The sequence below is a fragment of the Flagellimonas algicola genome (genome assembly GCF_005937185.1).
GTDB lineage: Bacteria > Bacteroidota > Bacteroidia > Flavobacteriales > Flavobacteriaceae > Flagellimonas > Flagellimonas algicola.
In genome coordinates this window covers 1972613-1989660 of record NZ_VCNI01000001.1, presented here as the reverse complement: position 1 = coordinate 1989660, position 17048 = coordinate 1972613, and the positions used below count along the sequence as shown (strand labels likewise).

At 41.1% G+C, this 17048-nt stretch carries 20 protein-coding genes; 9 read left to right on the top strand and 11 right to left on the bottom strand.

The features are described from left to right. Window positions 1-85 precede the first annotated feature (85 nt). Complete coding sequence (locus FGG15_RS08750; protein WP_138835259.1) at window positions 86-910, top strand: UbiA prenyltransferase family protein; 825 nt, start codon at window positions 86-88, stop codon at window positions 908-910. On the opposite strand, the gene FGG15_RS08745 is transcribed toward FGG15_RS08750, so the two are convergent. The 9 genes from FGG15_RS08745 to FGG15_RS08705 form a co-directional block, all read right to left on the bottom strand. Next, entirely contained in the window at window positions 907-1137 is a 231-nt protein-coding gene (locus FGG15_RS08745) for a hypothetical protein (RefSeq protein ID WP_138835257.1), read from the bottom strand. The two genes, FGG15_RS08750 and FGG15_RS08745, sit on opposite strands and share 4 nt — an antisense overlap. A gap of 2 nt (window positions 1138-1139) precedes the next feature. Continuing rightward, window positions 1140-1694 (bottom strand): sigma-70 family RNA polymerase sigma factor, encoded by a 555-nt coding sequence (locus FGG15_RS08740; RefSeq protein WP_138835256.1) that lies wholly within the window; start codon window positions 1692-1694, stop codon window positions 1140-1142. Between the two features lie 186 nt (window positions 1695-1880). Beyond that, window positions 1881-2729 carry an SAM-dependent methyltransferase gene (locus FGG15_RS08735; RefSeq protein ID WP_138835254.1) on the bottom strand — a complete coding sequence of 283 codons (849 nt, stop codon included), beginning with the start codon at window positions 2727-2729 and terminating at the stop codon, window positions 1881-1883. Continuing rightward, window positions 2726-3154, bottom strand: a complete 429-nt coding sequence (locus FGG15_RS08730; protein WP_138835253.1) for a hypothetical protein — start codon at window positions 3152-3154, stop codon at window positions 2726-2728. The genes FGG15_RS08735 and FGG15_RS08730 overlap by 4 nt, the downstream gene beginning before the upstream one ends. Window positions 3155-3205: 51 nt before the next feature. Next, window positions 3206-3709, bottom strand: a complete 504-nt coding sequence (locus FGG15_RS08725; protein ID WP_138835251.1) for a GbsR/MarR family transcriptional regulator — start codon at window positions 3707-3709, stop codon at window positions 3206-3208. A 57-nt stretch (window positions 3710-3766) separates the two neighbouring features. Beyond that, complete coding sequence (locus FGG15_RS08720) at window positions 3767-5797, bottom strand: M3 family metallopeptidase (protein WP_138835249.1); 2031 nt, start codon at window positions 5795-5797, stop codon at window positions 3767-3769. Then, the gene (locus FGG15_RS08715; RefSeq protein WP_138835248.1) at window positions 5790-6200 is read right to left on the bottom strand and encodes an LXG domain-containing protein; all 411 of its coding nucleotides are present in this window, start codon (window positions 6198-6200) and stop codon (window positions 5790-5792) included. Before FGG15_RS08715 ends, FGG15_RS08720 begins: the two co-directional genes overlap by 8 nt. Before the next feature lie 9 nt (window positions 6201-6209). Next, window positions 6210-6704 carry a 5-(carboxyamino)imidazole ribonucleotide mutase gene (gene purE, locus FGG15_RS08710; RefSeq protein WP_138835246.1) on the bottom strand — a complete coding sequence of 165 codons (495 nt, stop codon included), beginning with the start codon at window positions 6702-6704 and terminating at the stop codon, window positions 6210-6212. A gap of 66 nt (window positions 6705-6770) precedes the next feature. After that, on the bottom strand, window positions 6771-7925 hold the full coding sequence (locus tag FGG15_RS08705; protein WP_138835244.1) for a 5-(carboxyamino)imidazole ribonucleotide synthase: 1155 nt from the start codon (window positions 7923-7925) through the stop codon (window positions 6771-6773). A 118-nt stretch (window positions 7926-8043) separates the two neighbouring features. Between FGG15_RS08705 and FGG15_RS08700 the strand changes: the two genes are divergently transcribed. The 8 genes from FGG15_RS08700 to FGG15_RS08665 all read left to right on the top strand — a co-directional run bounded on the left by FGG15_RS08700 (window position 8044) and on the right by FGG15_RS08665 (window position 15735). Continuing rightward, window positions 8044-9165, top strand: coding sequence for an adenylate kinase (locus FGG15_RS08700; RefSeq protein ID WP_138835242.1), 1122 nt, complete (start codon window positions 8044-8046; stop codon window positions 9163-9165). A gap of 7 nt (window positions 9166-9172) precedes the next feature. After that, window positions 9173-9688 carry a GNAT family N-acetyltransferase gene (locus tag FGG15_RS08695; protein ID WP_237561780.1) on the top strand — a complete coding sequence of 172 codons (516 nt, stop codon included), beginning with the start codon at window positions 9173-9175 and terminating at the stop codon, window positions 9686-9688. A gap of 14 nt (window positions 9689-9702) precedes the next feature. After that, on the top strand, window positions 9703-10704 hold the full coding sequence (obgE, locus tag FGG15_RS08690; RefSeq protein WP_138835238.1) for a GTPase ObgE: 1002 nt from the start codon (window positions 9703-9705) through the stop codon (window positions 10702-10704). A 61-nt stretch (window positions 10705-10765) separates the two neighbouring features. Next, window positions 10766-11284 carry a DUF4136 domain-containing protein gene (locus FGG15_RS08685; protein ID WP_138835237.1) on the top strand — a complete coding sequence of 173 codons (519 nt, stop codon included), beginning with the start codon at window positions 10766-10768 and terminating at the stop codon, window positions 11282-11284. A gap of 143 nt (window positions 11285-11427) precedes the next feature. Then, on the top strand, window positions 11428-13452 hold the full coding sequence (locus FGG15_RS08680; protein WP_138835235.1) for a S9 family peptidase: 2025 nt from the start codon (window positions 11428-11430) through the stop codon (window positions 13450-13452). Between the two features lie 245 nt (window positions 13453-13697). Next, window positions 13698-13910, top strand: a complete 213-nt coding sequence (locus tag FGG15_RS08675) for a hypothetical protein (protein ID WP_138835234.1) — start codon at window positions 13698-13700, stop codon at window positions 13908-13910. Window positions 13911-14059: 149 nt separating this feature from the next. After that, window positions 14060-15013: a sensor histidine kinase gene (locus FGG15_RS08670; protein WP_237561779.1), complete on the top strand. Its 954-nt coding sequence runs from the start codon at window positions 14060-14062 to the stop codon at window positions 15011-15013. Further along, window positions 15010-15735: a LytR/AlgR family response regulator transcription factor gene (locus FGG15_RS08665; protein WP_138835230.1), complete on the top strand. Its 726-nt coding sequence runs from the start codon at window positions 15010-15012 to the stop codon at window positions 15733-15735. The genes FGG15_RS08670 and FGG15_RS08665 overlap by 4 nt, the downstream gene beginning before the upstream one ends. Window positions 15736-15802: 67 nt before the next feature. On the opposite strand, the gene FGG15_RS08660 is transcribed toward FGG15_RS08665, so the two are convergent. Together FGG15_RS08660 and FGG15_RS08655 are read right to left on the bottom strand one after the other, a co-directional pair. Beyond that, entirely contained in the window at window positions 15803-16177 is a 375-nt protein-coding gene (locus tag FGG15_RS08660) for a DoxX family membrane protein (protein WP_138835228.1), read from the bottom strand. 85 nt (window positions 16178-16262) lie between these two features. Beyond that, window positions 16263-17048, bottom strand: coding sequence for an SDR family oxidoreductase (locus tag FGG15_RS08655; RefSeq protein ID WP_138835226.1), 786 nt, complete (start codon window positions 17046-17048; stop codon window positions 16263-16265).

Sequence of the window (17048 nt, the reverse complement as noted above, 5' to 3'; positions counted from 1 at the left end):
TTCAAATTCGGGATTTTTGCACTAGGTCAATTCAAAGTTGTTAACTACAAATTAACCCTTGGCTTAAATAGCTGAATTTTGTTTAATGCGTTTGATAAAATCCATTTTTGATTTTTACTTGAATGCCAGTGTGCATGTGGGTTTGGCGGTGATGGCTTTGACCGGTGTAACTTTGGTTCTGTTAGACATTCCGTTAAATTATTTCCTGTTGGGTTTTACTGGATGTAGCACTGTTGTATGCTACAATTTTATAAAGTATGGGGTAGAGGCAGAGAAATACCTAATTGTTTCCAATCTATATCATCGATACATCCAAATTTTTAGCTTCTTGTGCTTTGGGTTGGCTATGTATTTTATGTCTCAACTAGACCAAAAACTCTGGTGGACAATTGGTGTATTAGGATTGGTGTCCACACTTTATGCCGTTCCGTTGTTGCCCAAATCTGGTAATTTGAGGAGTTTGGGAGGAATGAAAATTTTTATTGTAGCCCTGGTATGGGCTGGGTTCACCGTATTACTACCAATTTTGGATGCCCAGCTTCCTTACTCATGGGATATAGGTGTACTGTTTGCCCAACGTTTTTTATTGGTTTTAATTTTGATCCTGCCGTTTGAAATCAGGGATTTGAAATGGGACTCTATGGATTTAAGGACGTTACCCCAAATTTTGGGTGTTCAAAGAACGAAAAAGGTGGGTGTCGGACTCATCATTAGCTTCCTCCTACTTACATTTTTGAGGGATGATATTAAGGTAACTGAAGTTCTGACTCGAATTGTTATTGGAACAGTTTTATTGGCATTGTTCCGTTCCAAGTTAGATTTTGGAAAAAGATATTTGGCCTCTTTTTGGGTAGAAGGAATCCCGATGTTTTGGCTTGCTATTCTTTGGGTTCTGAAAGGAATGGTTTAAAGATGCTTCTTCAAATCTTTTTTCATGGTTTCCTTTTCACTTTCTGAAAGCGAGTTAAGATTGGCCTTATCGCAAAGTGTGGTAAGCATTTGGTTTTGCTTCGTAAATTTTGCACAGGTCTTGCAGGTAAAAATATGAAAGCGAAGCTTCATAACTTGCCAGAATCCTGCCTCTTTGTACTGTGATTTATTGCATATAGTGGCCGCTTCCTCACATGAAATCTTCATAACTAAAACCAATTTTCATTTAAACAACCCATAAGGGCAGTTCTTGCTCTATGGATCATAACCCACAGGTTGGACGGATTTATTCCAAGTTCATTACAAATATCTTCCGTACTCATTCCTTGAATGGTCTTCATATTGAATACCAACGATTGTTTCTTGGGAAGTTTGGAAATGCATTCTTGAATGGCCATTCCCAACTCTTCATTTTCAATGGTACTATGTCCATCTTTGCTGAATGGATCCGCTACCTGTTCTTCCAACCAATCGCCTTCCGAATCTGAACTTGCGTTGTAGTTGACACGAACTTCTGCCTTGCCTTTTTTGGAGTTTATTTTCCGGTAATGGTCTATGACCTTCCGTTTGAGAATAGCTATCAACCATGTTCTCTCGGCGGCATCACCTTTATAGTTTTTGGCGGAATTAAGTCCTGCGAAAAAAGTTTCCTGTACCAAATCCTTGGCGATTTCTGCATCGCTTACGCGGGCTACCGCATAATTGAACAAATAATCGGCATATTGGTCTACCCAGGTTTCCGGATGAAGTTCGTACGCTACCATAGTTTTAAGAAGTACCAAATGTAATGGTTTTAGTTAATGATTTCATGCTCATTGCAATACAAACCACTCCAAAAACTATCACAAAATGTTCAAGAAAGTAGATTTTGGCTAAATCTTAAGATTTGGGAACACCTCAAAGCGAGCTGCTTATTTGGTGCAGGTAATAAAAAAGTAACCAAAACTTCTTTAATGCAATCCTGATAGCAAAGAAAAAAGTGACCCTTTGAGATTGTTGATGCTTTGCCCACGTAAAGTACCAGATTTGAATAGCTGTCTTAGCGTAAAACCTAGAATGGCAAAAGGCACATGCAATACCGAAGGAGCAACACGCATGGATATATCCTCCACCAAAACATCCTTGAACCCCACATTTTTCAATTGATTGACCACTTCATTAACAGCACCCAATCGTTCCAGGCTCCATGAATCGCATAGTTGCTGATAACAATAGCGACTGCTAACGTCAAGAGTAGCAACATTTTTTTTTAAGAATGCATCCGAGATAACCAGTTTTCCTTTAGGTTTGAGGATGCGATAGGCCTCTTTAAAAGTATTGGAGTGGTGGCCGGAATGGCAAAAACTCTCTATTGCGATAGCTCCATCTACGGAGTTACTCTTAAAACTAGTATGGTTGTAGTTTTCCTTAAGAATTACACCTGCGTGATTTTTGAGGAACTTGTTGCCTTCGCTTACCTGGGTTTCGGAGAGTGTGACTCCCATTGCTGTCAGGTGGTTATTTTTTTGCAGGGCATATCGCATGGTGCCTCCCATTCCACAGCCCAAGTCGACGAAAAGGGCTTTTTCTTTCTTTAGGTTCAGCCTTTTTAATACCTGGTTGTTTAACTCATTGAGCATGGTATCTCTTCGGAAAAAATTGGTTGCAAAGGGTTTCCAATAACCGAAGTGCATGTTAAAGTCCTTGCTCCAGAACTCGTAGTCAGCCGTTGCTTCATTGTAAAATTCTACTAGGTCGGTTTTTTTCCTTTTGGATTTCGGAATGACAATATTGACGGGTTTTAGGGTAGTTGTTTTCATAATTGTATGTTCAAAAGGTTAATGAATACGAGCCAAGTGTAGACCAAGGCAAAAAGCATGAAGAGTCCGTTCATGAGATAACTTCCTATTCTAAACAGCTTTTTCTGTGGTATTTGATACATGGGATAATAGGCAAATTGGGTGGCTACTTTTCCAATCCAATAGGCTGCGATCAATCCGGAAAGAGCGAGTGCCAATGGGGTTTTGTTTTGAAGATTCATGGGTAAAATGATGGCAATCAATCCAAAGGAGAAGTTTAGCCCTTGGATATATCGGCTGTAGGTTTTGGCTATTTCCTGATTTAAAGGCTTAAGTTTTTGTACGTCATTATACCAATCAAATACTTGGTGTCTTATGTATGGATAAATACATGCAGTGAATATTTGACCGATACCTGCGGTGATGATGAGCCAAGTTGGAACCATAATAGATTGTTTTAAAGTTTCAGAAAATATTGAAATATAAATTCAAAAAAATTATTTGATCATTTTAAGCAGGGCATTGCTGACCCAATTTTGTTTGTGGTTCACAACTTTAGTCAGGACAGTATCAGCCGTCTCCGCTAATTCCAACAATGCTTGTGTTTGTTTAATGAGTTCAGCTGTGGCAGCAGAACCGTCATTATTCATTGAACTGATGTCCTGCAATGTTTTGATGACGGGTTGAATCTCTCTTCTACTTCTTTCCTTTGCAATGATCCGTGCCAACTCCTGGACATCTTTTTCTGTGTTGTAGTACTCCTTGCGCTCACCAACCTTTAGCTCCTTGGTCACTATGCCCCAATCAATCAACTGCCTAACATTCATGCTGGTATTTCCACGAGAAATTTGGAGTTCTTCCATAATTTGTTCCGTGGTCAACGGTTCTGTGGAAATAAAAAGCAAAGCTTGAATCTGCGCCATGGCTTTGTTGATACCCCATATAGTACCCAAACTTCCCCATGTGCTAATAAATTTTTGTTTTGCTTCCTGGTATTCCATGGGATAAAGATACAACTATTTTCTAAACTTTCAATAATTTTTGAAAATTAAGAAATGTTACACAACTTTCTTGATTAACCCAGCTCGCTCCAATAGCGGTTCAATCTTAGGTTCTGCACCCCTGAACCTTTTATAGAGCGTCATAGGGTTTTCAGTACCTCCTTTGGACAGTACATGTTCTTTGAACTCATTGGCAACTGCCGTGTTAAAAATGCCCTTTTCCTTAAAGTAGGCAAAAGCATCCGCATCTAGCACTTCGGCCCATTTGTAGCTATAATATCCGGAGGAATACCCACCCTGAAAAATGTGGGCAAAGGCCGTGCTCATACAGGTTTCCGGACTGTCGGGAAACAGATTGGTGCCTTCAAACGCCTTGGCTTCAAAGGTTTTTACATTTTTGATTGCCGCTGGATCAGCTGCATGCCATGCCATATCCAAAAAACCAAAGCTCAACTGGCGCAATGTGGCCATTCCTTCTTGAAAAGTGGCAGATTCCTTGATTTTTGCCACCAATTCCATAGGGATCAGTTCGCCAGTTTCATAATGGAAGGCAAAGAGTTCCAAGGCTTCCTTTTCATAACACCAGTTTTCCATGATCTGACTGGGCAATTCCACAAAATCCCAATACACGGAAGTCCCGGACAGGCTTGGATATGTGGTATTGGCCAACATGCCGTGCAGACCATGCCCAAACTCGTGGAACAAGGTGGTTACTTCATTGAAAGTTAGGAGTGAAGGTTTGGTCTCCGTGGGTTTGGTGAAATTGCAGACATTGGATATGTGAGGTCTACTATTATCCCCGTTAACGGTGTATTGTGATTTGTACGAAGTCATCCAAGCACCCCCACGTTTTCCTTGTCTCGGATGAAAATCCGTATAAAAAAGAGCGATGAATTGATTATCTCGATCATAGACCTCGTAGGTTTTGACCTCTTCATGGTACTTTTCAACATCAAAAACTTCCTTAAAAGTCAATCCAAACAATTTTTCAGCCACTTTAAATACCCCATTAATGACATTTTCCAGTTTAAAATAGGGTTTGAGTTTTTCATCATCCAAATTGAACAGCTGTTGTTTCAGTTTTTCAGAATAATAAGCACTGTCCCATTTTTCCAATTGTTCAATACCATCGGTGTCCTTGGCAAAGGATGCTAACTGATTGAATTCGCGGATGGCAGCCGGTTTGGCTTTGTCCAGCAGTTCGCTTAAAAAATCCAAGACCTTCTTTGGGGTCTCTGCCATGCGTTCTTCAAGAACAAAATCCGCATGGGTAGGATAACCCAAAAGATTGGCCCGTTCATGACGGAGGGATACGATTTGCAGCACATTTTCCTGATTGTCCAAATCGTCCTGGTGAAAACCTTTACTTCCAAAGGCTTGGGACAGCTCTTTACGCAATTCCCTATTATCTGCATATTTCATAAATGGGATGTAACTAGGGTAGTCCAAAGTTATTAGCCAGCCTTCCTTATCCTTGGATTTAGCCAATTGGGCAGCCGCTTCCTTGGCTCCCTCAGGTAAACCTGCCAAATCTGCCTCTTCGGTGAGGTGCATTTCATACTTGTTGGTTTCAGCCAATACATTTTCACCAAACTTCAATTTAAGCTTGGACAGTTCAGCATCAATTTCCCGTAATCTTTTTTTGCCAGCTTCATCCAAGTTGGCTCCGTTTCTACTAAAACTTTTATAGCGTTTGTCCAATAAGGTTTGCTGTTCCGATGTTAAGCTAAGCTCGCCTCGTTGTTGGTATACGGATTTTACTCTTTGGAACAATTTCTCATTTAGGGTAATGTCGTTGTTGAACTCGGAAAGTAGGGGTGAAATCTCCTGGGCAATTTTCTGGATTTCCTCATTGGTTTCGGCAGAATTAAGGTTGAAAAATATACTGGAAACGCGATCTAATTGTTTGCCTGAAAAATCCAAGGCTTCCAAGGTGTTCTTGAATGTCGGGGATTCGGGATTATCTACAATTTGGTCAATTTCTTTTCGGGCCTGTTCAATCGCCTGTAAAAAAGCGGGTTTAAAATGTTCATTTTCAATATGCTCAAAGGGAGCTTGGTCAAACGATTCTAAAAGGGGATTATTCATGGATTGTTGAATTCTTGGATTTTTTGATTTTTCGATGAGTTCTTATTACATCCGTAGTATAAAAAGTTAATGAGACCACTGAGGAGATGACTGCCGCTATCAAAAATGCATAGTTCCTTGCCGTGTTCCGGGTTCTTCTGTTTAATGCTTCTATAGCCTCATCTGTGTATTCCTCTAAATCGATGAAACCATTTTGGTTCAAATCGAAACTTTGTAGCTGTTCTTTGATAAAATACCATCTGACTTCTGTAATAACGAGCATCAATGTATAAAGAGAGAATAGAAGTAGGGCACTTTTCCACAAGCTTTTGTGATGCGGTAGTTTTATTTTTTTACGCACGAATAGCACCACTGCCGTGCTTGCCAGTCCAAACAAAATACCCAATTCATTGTAACTCGGCATCTGTTCCTTCTATCCTTTGTTTTTTCGAATTTCTTCAGCTCCCTTGATTACCTTTTCTTTCAACCCCTGTTTGTAAACCTCAATCTTGTCGAGGATACATTGGTCGGAACTTCCAAGGATTTGGGCTGCTAGGATACCAGCATTTTTTGCCCCGTTAAGGGCCACGGTGGCAACGGGTACACCTCCGGGCATTTGAAGAATGGATAGCACCGAGTCCCAGCCATCTATGGAATTACTGCTCTTTACAGGAACCCCGATAACTGGTAATGGGGATAGCGAAGCCACCATTCCTGGTAAATGGGCTGCACCGCCAGCGCCGGCAATAATTACCCCATAGCCATTTTTATGGGCATTTTTGCCAAAATCAAAGAGTTTCTCTGGGGTTCGGTGGGCAGAAACAATATCCACATCCACTTCAATATCAAATCCCTTTAAAATTTCAACAGCATCTTGCATAACGGGAAGATCGCTGGTGCTTCCCATGATTACGGCTACTTTTTTCATATCATTATAGTTGTGTATCGCCCAAAACCAATAGCAAAATGGTATTTGGGATTTGATTGTTTTGGTTTATTTACTCACTACTTGTATGGTTTCCTTCACCTGCTGCGCCACCTCTCTAGCACGAGCCATATCCTCGTCCACTATGGTCACATGTCCCATTTTTCGAAATGGTCGTGTTTGCTTTTTGCCATAAATATGGGGGGTAACACCTTGCATGTCCAAAATGGATTCCATGTTTTCATATATTACATCCCCGGTATGGCCTTCAGCTCCCACCAGATTCACCATGATTCCTGCCACCTTACTGTCCGTTTTGCCTAATGGAAGACCCAAAATGGCCCGGATATGCTGTTCAAACTGGTTGGTGTAGCTGGCTTCTATGCTGTAATGGCCACTGTTATGGGGTCTAGGGGCAACTTCATTGACTAAAATTTTATCATCCTGGGTTTGGAACAGCTCCACAGCCAAAAGTCCCACATGACCAATATTTTCTGAGACTATTAGGGCCACATCGATTGCTTTTTGGGCAACATTTTCATCGATTCGGGCTGGGCAAATTACGTATTCCACTTGATTGGCTTCGGGATGAAACTCCATTTCCACTACAGGATAGTTCACCAACTCGCCCGATGAGCTTCTAGCCACTATCACGGCAAGTTCGTTCTTGAACGCTATCATTTCCTCTGCAATGCACTCTACATTGGGCAGTCCCTCAAGATCCTCAACGGCCCTTACCACTTTCACTCCTTGTCCGTCATAACCAAACTGGGCGCTTTTCCAAACAAAGGGCAGTGCAAGCCCTCCATTGGCAATACTGTCTTTGATTTCCGAGGTATACGCAAAACGCACAAAAGGAGCGGTTGGAATTCCGTGATCCGTATAAAAGAGTTTTTGAGTGGCCTTGTTTTGAATGATTCGGAGTGCCTTGGTCTGTGGGTAGACCTTTACACCTTCCTCTTCCAATTTTTCCAAGGCCTCCACATTTACGTTTTCAATTTCTATGGTAAGTAGATCAACATCCTTCCCGAAATTATAGACCTTTTCAAAATCCAAAAGATCGCCCAGGACAAACTCATTGCAAGCTATTTTGCACGGAGCCTCAGGGGAAGGGTCCATTACCTTGGTTTGGATATCCCATTTTCGGGTCTCATAAAGCAGCATTTTGCCCAGTTGCCCACCACCTAAAATGCCCAGTTTAAAGTCGGAAGAGAAGAAATTCATCAATTGAATAATTGGAATGACAGCAAAAATACGGGAATTACTTTAAGCAATAAAGATAGAGCCGCTGAAGAGGGCTTAAAAATGTTATCTTTGCCAACCTGACAAAATTGATGACCAATTGATTAAGCTTCACGACAAGGTTTTTAAACCCTTTTTGTCCGAAGAACAAATTTTGGCCGCTATTGATAAAATGGCAGCGGAAATTGCCTCGGATTACAAGGATAAGACACCCATTTTTGTAGGGGTTCTTAATGGGGCTTTTATGTTTGTCTCCGATTTTTTGAAAGCTTATCCGTATCCCTGTGAAGTGTCCTTTGTTAGACTGAGTTCATACCACGGACTTACCTCTACCGGTATTGTGGAGACCCTGCTGGATGTCCCTGACAATATTGAAGGTAGGGACGTGATTATTTTGGAAGATGTAATCGATACAGGAAGAACCCTCAAGCAGTTGGTGCATCTGTTTTCAGGAACCAATGTTAAACAGTTCAAGATTGCCTCGCTTTTTTATAAATCGGAAATCTATAACGGCGAATATGCAATTGATTATGTGGGATTGGAAATTCCCAACAACTTTATTGTGGGATATGGACTGGATTACAAGGAGTTGGGTAGAAATTTAAGAGAAGTATATCAACTAAACCAAGGAAATATGATTAACCTAGTGCTTTTTGGAAAACCTGGAGCAGGAAAGGGAACCCAAGCAGGAGTGTTAAAGGAAAAGTACAATCTAAAACACATTTCAACAGGAGATGTCTTTAGGTACAACATGAAAAACGATACGGAACTTGGGAAACTTGCCAAATCCTACATTGATAGGGGGGATTTGGTGCCGGATGAGGTAACCATCGATATGCTCAAGGATGAAGTAGAAAAGAACCCTGATGCAGCTGGATTTATTTTTGATGGATTCCCAAGAACCGAGGCACAGGCAGAAGCATTGGATAATTTTTTGGAATCCAAAAACATGCAAGTTGATGCCACAATTGCGTTGGAAGCTGAGGATGATATACTGGTTGCCCGTTTGCTGGAACGAGGTAAAGAGAGCGGGCGTAGTGATGATCAAGACGAGAATAAGATCAGAAATCGTTTTGACGAATACAACCAAAAGACTGCACCTTTAAAGGCATACTACGATAAGCAAGGTAAGTTTCATTCCGTAAATGGAATTGGGGAGATTGCAGAAATCACAGAGCGTTTGAGTGTTGTGATTGACCAATTTGTGGTGATTCAGGAATAACTTGGTTTTGGATTTGCAACCCACGCTTTCGAATGGCCAGGTTCATTTGAGACCGTTGATTTCCAAAGATTTTATAAACCTTTATCGCGTTGCGTCCGACCCAAAGATTTGGGAGCAGCATCCCGTAAAGGAAAGAGCTGAACTCTATGGTTTTGCTCCTTTTTTTGCCGAGTCCCTAAAATCCAAAGGTGCCTTGCTGATTTCTGATATTTCTACCCAAAAAGTCATTGGCAGTTCCAGATTTGTACTGCGACCTACTTTTGGGAATGCCGTGGAGATTGGATGGACATTTCTATCCAGGGCATATTGGGGAGGTAAATTCAACGGCATGGTTAAGGAACTGATGATAAAGTATGTACTCCAGAGTATGGAAGAGGTACTGCTTTTTGTCGACAAGAAAAATATTAGGTCGCAGAAGGCGGTGGAAAAACTAAATTTTATCCCGGCAGATAAATTAGTTATTGACCAAAACCATTACCTAAGACCAAATGATGTAATTTATAGGGTACAGGGTATCTGTTAAATAAGTTAGAAAAGATGACCGAGGGAAATTTTGTCGATTACGTAAAGATTTTTGTAGCTTCTGGAAACGGAGGCAAAGGGTCTGTGCATTTGCATCGGGAAAAGTACATTACCAAGGGTGGTCCAGATGGAGGTGATGGTGGTCGTGGAGGACACGTTATTGTAAGAGGGGACAAAAATCTTTGGACACTTATCAATTTTAAGTTTAAAAAACACTTTAAGGCTGGTCATGGTGAGCATGGCAGCAAGAATCGGAGTACGGGAGCAGATGGGGCCGACGTCTATATGGATGTGCCATTGGGTACTGTAGTACGGGATACTGAGACTAACAACATTCTCTTTGAGATTACTGAGCATCAAGAGGAACGCATTGTCATGGAAGGTGGGAAAGGAGGCCGCGGCAACTGGCACTTCAAAAGTGCAACCAATCAGACTCCCAGATATGCGCAGCCCGGAATCCCGGGACAGGAAACACAGATTACGTTAGAGTTAAAGGTGTTGGCCGATGTGGGCTTGGTAGGGTTTCCAAATGCGGGTAAATCCACGCTGCTATCCGTTATGACCTCTGCAAAACCCAAAATAGCCGATTACGAGTTTACCACCTTAAAACCCAATTTGGGCATCGTCAAATACAGGGATTTCCGAAGTTTTGTAATGGCCGATATTCCCGGAATCATAGAGGGTGCGGCAGAAGGAAAGGGTTTGGGGCATTACTTTTTAAGACATATTGAGCGGAATGCCACCCTGTTGTTTTTAATTCCAGCGGACAGTAACGATATATCTAAGGAATATGAAATTCTTTTGGACGAACTAAGGCGGTATAATCCGGAACTATTGGACAAGGAACGTTTAGTGGCCATTTCCAAGAGTGATATGTTGGACGAGGAGTTAGTAGCAGAAATGAGTGTAGAATTGGATAAAGACCTTAAAGGCGTGTCCTATCTTTTCATCTCATCCGTGGCCCAGCAAGGCATCCAGGAACTCAAGGATAGGCTTTGGGAGTTATTGAACGAATAATCTGGCTTTTTTCGATTCCCAAATCAAATATTGATTAATTTTAAAGGTATTCCCGAACGCTATGAAATACCTTTTTTCCATTGTTGTACTGTGTTTGTTGGCCTCCTGTGCAGGGACTCACGTCAATTATGACTACGATAAGGCTACCAATTTCTCCAACTATACCAGTTACAATTATTTTTCGGATATGGACTCCGGTCTTAGCCAATTGGATGAGAAAAGATTACTTCGCGCTTTGGATTCCACCCTGCAGGCTAAGGGTTTTCTACTTACAGAAGAGCCTGATTTTTACATCAATATTTTAAGCAGTGAATTCCGCAATGCTTCCAACAACGCCGTTGGTGTCGGTATTGGGGGTACGGGCCGAAATGTTGGTGGTGGGGTTTCAGTAGGACTTCCCTTAGGGAATTCGGGCATACAACGACGAATCCAATTTGATTTTGTGGATGCCCAGAAAGATGCATTGTTCTGGCAGGCCACCAGCGAAAGTGGGTATCGAGAAAATGCATCCCCCAGTGTCCGCGAAGACCGATTAAGAGTTTTGATCAAAAAGGTTTTTTCCAAGTTCCCACCTAAATAGTAGTTGCCCAAATTTGAAAATCAAGGGCTTAAGAATTTAAATCTTTCCAACTTTTTTCTTCAGGATGTAACAAATGGTTTCTGGCACAGTCTAATTAGGATAATATCACTAATTTTTGAGGAACACACTAAATCAAAAAACGTATGAAAACTAAACTCAATTTTAGGACCGCGCAGTTAGCGGCCCTGTCTCTATTTTTTGGATTTACCAGCTTCGCCCAAGAGAAACCGGGCAACCCAGAATTGGCAAGTTCAGATGAAGAACTTCTTTCTTTGGCAGCATTAGATCAAGGGGATTATAGGTATACCGTTGAAGATTACTTTGCCAACCCCAAAGCCTTTACTTTTAGATTTTCTCCGGATGGGAAATACCTTTCCTATAGGGAGAGTGATGAAAATGGAAAACAGCACATCTTTGTCAAAAATATAGCCACTGGGGAAACCCAAATGGCCATAGAGGAAAAGGAAGAGTTGGTACGAAGCTATGGCTGGCTCAATAACAGTAGGTTGCACTATGCAATGGATCAGGGAGGTGATGAAAATTACCACATCTATGCCGTGGACTTGGACGGAAGTAATTTAAAAGACCTAACACCCTATGATGGGGTTAGGGCCCAGTTCAACGAGTTATTAAGGGAAGACAAGGAACACATTATTGTTTCCATGAACAGAAACAACCCCCAAGTGTTTGAACCTTATTTGGTCAACTTAAATACAGGTGAAAGCAAACAATTATATACTAACGACGACCCCCAAAATCCCATATTTGGCTATAGCTTTGACAAGGATGGGAACTTAAAAGGATTTACTCGAATTCGAGATGGGGTAGAACAAGACCTCTATTACGAAGATGGCAATGGTGGGTACAAAATTCTAAAGCAACTCAATTGGAAGGATAACTTTACCATTCTGGATTTTAATTATGCCACACCCAATCCGGATGATGCCTATGTGTTGTCCAATCTTGAAAGTGACAAGGCAGAGATTGTACTGTACGATCTAAAAGAAGACAAGAGTTTGGAAACGGTTTTTGTGAACGATATGTATGACGTTCAGTCCATGGGGCTTTCCAGAACCAGAAATTATGAAATAGATTATTTCTCCTACGAAGGGGAAAAGAGCATTGTTGTCCCCATCAGCGAGCCGTATAAAAAACTAGCGGCAAAAATGAAGTCGGAACTTCCAGGCAAACAATTCCGCGTTTTGGATGAAACAGAAGACGAGAACCTCTATATGGTCTATGTGGACAGTGATCGTTTGTACGGGGTGTATTATGCCTATGATGTAGCTAAAAATGAGCTGAAAGAACTGTACAATACTATGCCTCAACTTAAAGAGGAAGATATGTCCGAAATGAGACCCATTACCTTTAAGAGTAGGGATGGAATCACCCTTCACGGATATATTACTTTGCCAAAAGCGGCTTTGGCTGGTGAAAAGGTTCCGGTAATCGTAAATCCGCACGGGGGCCCACAAGGAATTAGGGATTCCTGGGGATTCAATCCTGAGTCACAACTTTTTGCGAGCAGGGGGTACGCCACTTTGCAGGTGAACTTTAGGATTTCTGGCGGATATGGCCGCGAATTTTTGGAGTCTGGATTTAAACAAATTGGAAGAAAAGCCATGGACGATGTGGAAGATGGACTGCAGTACGTCATAGACCAAGGCTGGGTAGATGGTGATAAGGCAGCCATTTATGGTGGAAGCCATGGGGGATATGCCGTATTACGTGGTTTGACCAAGACGCCAGATTTGTATGCTTGCGGCGTAGATTATGTTGGCGTGTCCAACTTGTTCACCTTTATGAAAACCATACCACCCTATTGGAAACCTTACCTCAAAATCATTAAGGAAATCTGGTATGATGAGGACAATCCTGAAGAAAAGGCCATTATGGAAGAAGTTTCACCCGTCTATCAAATGGATAAGATCAACAAACCGCTCTTTGTGGTGCAAGGGGCCAATGATCCCAGGGTAAATATTGACGAGTCCGACCAAATTGTCAGTGGTCTTAGGGAAAAAGGCTATGATGTACCCTATATGGTAAAATATGACGAAGGACACGGGTTTGGCAAGGAAGAAAACCGTTTGGAGCTGTACAAAGCCATGATGGGCTTCTATGCCAAACACTTGGGGAAGCAGGAAATTGCTGCACCCCTTAGGGATTGATAAAGAGTAATGAAAAGTTTAAGGGAGCCAAAACGGCTCCCTTTTTTGTGCCATTAAATTGACGTTACCGTTCGTGTGCCCAAATTTACCACTGCCCATAAATCACTTTGCGTAAGGAGGTTGTGGTCGTACTTTTGGTTTATCAATACAAAAACAACGAAATGGTCACTTTAGCAAAATTGTTAATATCCCTTCTGTTGGATATTCTCGTTTAAAAAAATGTGTAACATCAAAAGCTATTTGGAATGAAAAAATTGAACAAAGCACAAAAGCTCATTTTTGTGTTGGGTATACTAGGCACCCTTACTGGGTTATACGGCAAATTCAATGGTTGGGAGCACAATGACTATTTCCCGATTTTCTACAGTGGAATGTCGTTTATGTGGATTGCGTTTCTACCTTCAGGGAGAAGCTGTTGCAATTGGTTTAAAAAGCGTACAAGGAGCGTGGAAGCATAGTGAGTATTCAATAGGTTATATTTGACCTAAGTTGGACAAGCGATATGCAATTGACAGAAAGTAAAAGAAACCGCTTTTTTTGGATCCTACAGGTTTTAGGTTGGGGATTCATAAACATGCTATCGGTTTTTATACTGAAAAAAATCAGTGTGGAATTGGTAGTTTACTCTATTATCACAGGTATTTTGATTGGGATTTTTTCCACTTCATTACTGCGATGGTATTTAAAGAGAAATGTAAATTTTGAAGGTTTCGATGTCAAGGATTTTGTAAAAATCCTTGTGTCCTTTTTTGTCACTACTGGGCTTTTCGGATTCTTAAATTTTGGTTTGGGATATGCCTATGTAAAATTGGGGCCAGAACTTACCGAGGCAGAAATACAGCATTTTGAAAATTATGACGCTATCTGGATTTGGATTGTAAATTCCTTGTTTATTATAGGTGCCTGGACAGTTACGTATTTGGTGATCAAACTATTGTTGAAGCTCAACAAAGACAGAATTGAGCGTTTGGAGTTGAACACCCACCTAAAACAAGCACAACTGAATACTTTAAAGGGGCAAATCAACCCACATTTTATGTTTAACAGTCTTAATAATATTAGAGGATTGATGTTGGAGGATGTTGAAAAGTCAAGGGAGATGCTGACCAAACTTTCAGAAATTTTACGGTACTCCCTTACCAAAAATAATATTGATGCCATCGCGGTTGAAGAGGAATTGGAGGTGGTGGATAATTATATAGACCTGTCCAAAATCCAATTGGAAGATCGCTTGGAGTTTGTGAACGAGGTAGACAAGGAAACTTTAAAGCTGCAAATCCCTCCCATGATCATTCAACTGCTCATTGAAAATGCCGTAAAGCATGGTATTTCCAACTTAAAACAGGGAGGCCGTATTGTTTTGAATCTAAAGCAGGAGGATGGCCTTTTAATTATTGAGGTGAAAAACACAGGTAGGCTTCAGATTGGAAAAAACACCACCCAATTGGGGCTAAAGAATATCCGCCAAAGATTAAAATTACTGTATGCGGATAAAGCATCTTTTAATTTGAGTGAAATTACCGGAGAGGTGGTGGCCCATATAAAAATTCCACTGGCATGAAAATAGAGGCGGTCATAGTGGAAGATTCAAGATTGGCGCGCAACGAGTTAAAAGAGCTGATCAAAAAATACCCGGAAATTGATTTGTTGGGAGAGGCCGAAAATGTGGACAAGGGATTTGAATTGATTCAGGAAAAAAGCCCAAAACTCCTGTTTTTGGACATTAATATGCCAGAGAAAGATGGGTTTGAATTATTGGAGATGTTGGATGAAGTACCCATAACCGTCTTTACCACTGCCTTTGACGAATATGCCATCAAATCTTTTGAGTACAATGCCCTGGATTATTTGCTAAAACCGGTCAGTGAAAAGCGCTTTTCCATGGCGTTGGATAAGGTTAAAAAGAAGCTTGCAGAAGTATCGGAAGGGAAATTCGGCAATAAACGATTATCTGCAAATAGTCAGATATTTATAAAGGATGGGGAGGCATGCTGGTTGGTAAAAATCGGTGATATCTCCCAATTTGAAATCGTTGGAAATTATACAAGGGTTTTCTTTGAGGATAAAAGCCCCATGCTGTACAAATCCCTAAATCAGGTTGAAGAGAAACTCCCGGAGCAGGATTTTTTCCGAGCCAATAGACAACAAATTGTGAACACCAACTTTATCGATAATGTTGTGCCCTGGTTTAATGGCAAACTTAAACTTCAAATGAAGAATGGCGAGGAAGTTGAGGTATCCAGAAGGCAATCGTATATTTTCAAGGATAGAATGAGCTTATAATCAAAAAACGACCACATGAAAAAAGGGCCTTCATTTAGATGGCCCTTTTTATGTTTGTTACGGTTTGTCATGCCCGTAATATATCCTTATATCGGTCTTTGTAGCCAACAAGTGCGGCTATATTCAAGATCAAAAGTCCAACAGCTGGGCCAATATTGCTTGGATCCAATGTAGCATGGAACAATACGGCATTGACAGATACGCTCATCAAAATAACAGACATCAATGCACCATACTTGTTTAAAATAAGGGCTAGGCCCGCTAAAATTTCCACCACAGCCACCAAATTCAAGGTTTGCGTAGATGATAGGGCACCAAAGTATCCCATAACGGCTTCTGGCATTTCTCCCATTGGGATAAAGTGTAGAAACTTATTCAAGCCAAATGTTAGGACAAAGAGTCCGAGCAAGATTCGTACGACCAGAAAAACTTTTGCGTTCATTTAGTTAAATTTTATTGGTTAAGCAATAAAAATAGCTAAAAATTGCGAATATGTTAAAATAAAAGGGGTTAAAATTAAAATATGATTAGAGGGACTTTAATAACCCACCATCAATGGGAATGTTGGTGCCGTTGATATACGCCGCCTTCTCTGAAGCTAAAAAAGTGGCCAAAAAACCAAACTCTTGAGGATTGCCAATTCGTTTTGCAGGCACTTGATCTTCCATGTTGGCCCGCACTTCAGATGGCATTACGCCAAGCTTTTCAGCTTTTTTGGCATTGAGTTGGGCAATTCTGTCTGTATCAAAATAACCGGTGAGTACATTATTGACGGTAATCCCATCCTTGGCAACATCAAAAGCAAGACTTTTGGCCCAGGTAACCACCGCCGCTCTAATGGAGTTGGACAAAGCCAAATAATTTAGGGGTTCCTTCACCGAAATGGAGGCCACATTGATAATTCTGCCCCATTGATGCCTTTGCATTTGTTCCAATGCAAGCGTGGTGGTATAAACCACTGATTTAAATAAGAGGTCAAAAGCCTGTTGATAATCTTCCACATTTTTTTCTAACGCGCCCCCAGCCACTGGCCCTTGCGTATTGTTGACCAGAATATCTATGGGATTAGCCTGGATAAAAGAAGAAATTGTTTCCTTGAACGACTCAAAATTAGAGAAATCAACCACAAGATATTGGTGTTTTTGCCCTAGGGAAGTATCCAATTCTTGGATAACGACCTCCATTCTGGGCTTGTTTCTTGCCATAAGGGTAACGCAGGCCCCACTATCTGCCAATTGCCGGGCAATGGCTTCGCCAATTCCTTTACTGCTACCGCCTACCAAGGCTGACTTTCCTTCTAAAGAAATCTTCAT

Coding starts and splice junctions, on each gene's coding strand:
- FGG15_RS08750 (WP_138835259.1), top strand. CDS start 86: ATGCGTTTGATAAAATCCATTTTTGATTTTTACTTGAATGCCAGTGTG.
- FGG15_RS08745 (WP_138835257.1), bottom strand. CDS start 1,137: ATGAAGATTTCATGTGAGGAAGCGGCCACTATATGCAATAAATCACAG.
- FGG15_RS08740 (WP_138835256.1), bottom strand. CDS start 1,694: ATGGTAGCGTACGAACTTCATCCGGAAACCTGGGTAGACCAATATGCC.
- FGG15_RS08735 (WP_138835254.1), bottom strand. CDS start 2,729: ATGAAAACAACTACCCTAAAACCCGTCAATATTGTCATTCCGAAATCC.
- FGG15_RS08730 (WP_138835253.1), bottom strand. CDS start 3,154: ATGGTTCCAACTTGGCTCATCATCACCGCAGGTATCGGTCAAATATTC.
- FGG15_RS08725 (WP_138835251.1), bottom strand. CDS start 3,709: ATGGAATACCAGGAAGCAAAACAAAAATTTATTAGCACATGGGGAAGT.
- FGG15_RS08720 (WP_138835249.1), bottom strand. CDS start 5,797: ATGAATAATCCCCTTTTAGAATCGTTTGACCAAGCTCCCTTTGAGCAT.
- FGG15_RS08715 (WP_138835248.1), bottom strand. CDS start 6,200: ATGCCGAGTTACAATGAATTGGGTATTTTGTTTGGACTGGCAAGCACG.
- purE (WP_138835246.1), bottom strand. CDS start 6,704: ATGAAAAAAGTAGCCGTAATCATGGGAAGCACCAGCGATCTTCCCGTT.
- FGG15_RS08705 (WP_138835244.1), bottom strand. CDS start 7,925: ATGAATTTCTTCTCTTCCGACTTTAAACTGGGCATTTTAGGTGGTGGG.
- obgE (WP_138835238.1), top strand. CDS start 9,703: ATGACCGAGGGAAATTTTGTCGATTACGTAAAGATTTTTGTAGCTTCT.
- FGG15_RS08685 (WP_138835237.1), top strand. CDS start 10,766: ATGAAATACCTTTTTTCCATTGTTGTACTGTGTTTGTTGGCCTCCTGT.
- FGG15_RS08680 (WP_138835235.1), top strand. CDS start 11,428: ATGAAAACTAAACTCAATTTTAGGACCGCGCAGTTAGCGGCCCTGTCT.
- FGG15_RS08675 (WP_138835234.1), top strand. CDS start 13,698: ATGAAAAAATTGAACAAAGCACAAAAGCTCATTTTTGTGTTGGGTATA.
- FGG15_RS08665 (WP_138835230.1), top strand. CDS start 15,010: ATGAAAATAGAGGCGGTCATAGTGGAAGATTCAAGATTGGCGCGCAAC.
- FGG15_RS08660 (WP_138835228.1), bottom strand. CDS start 16,177: ATGAACGCAAAAGTTTTTCTGGTCGTACGAATCTTGCTCGGACTCTTT.
- FGG15_RS08655 (WP_138835226.1), bottom strand. CDS start 17,048: ATGAAGATTTCTTTAGAAGGAAAGTCAGCCTTGGTAGGCGGTAGCAGT.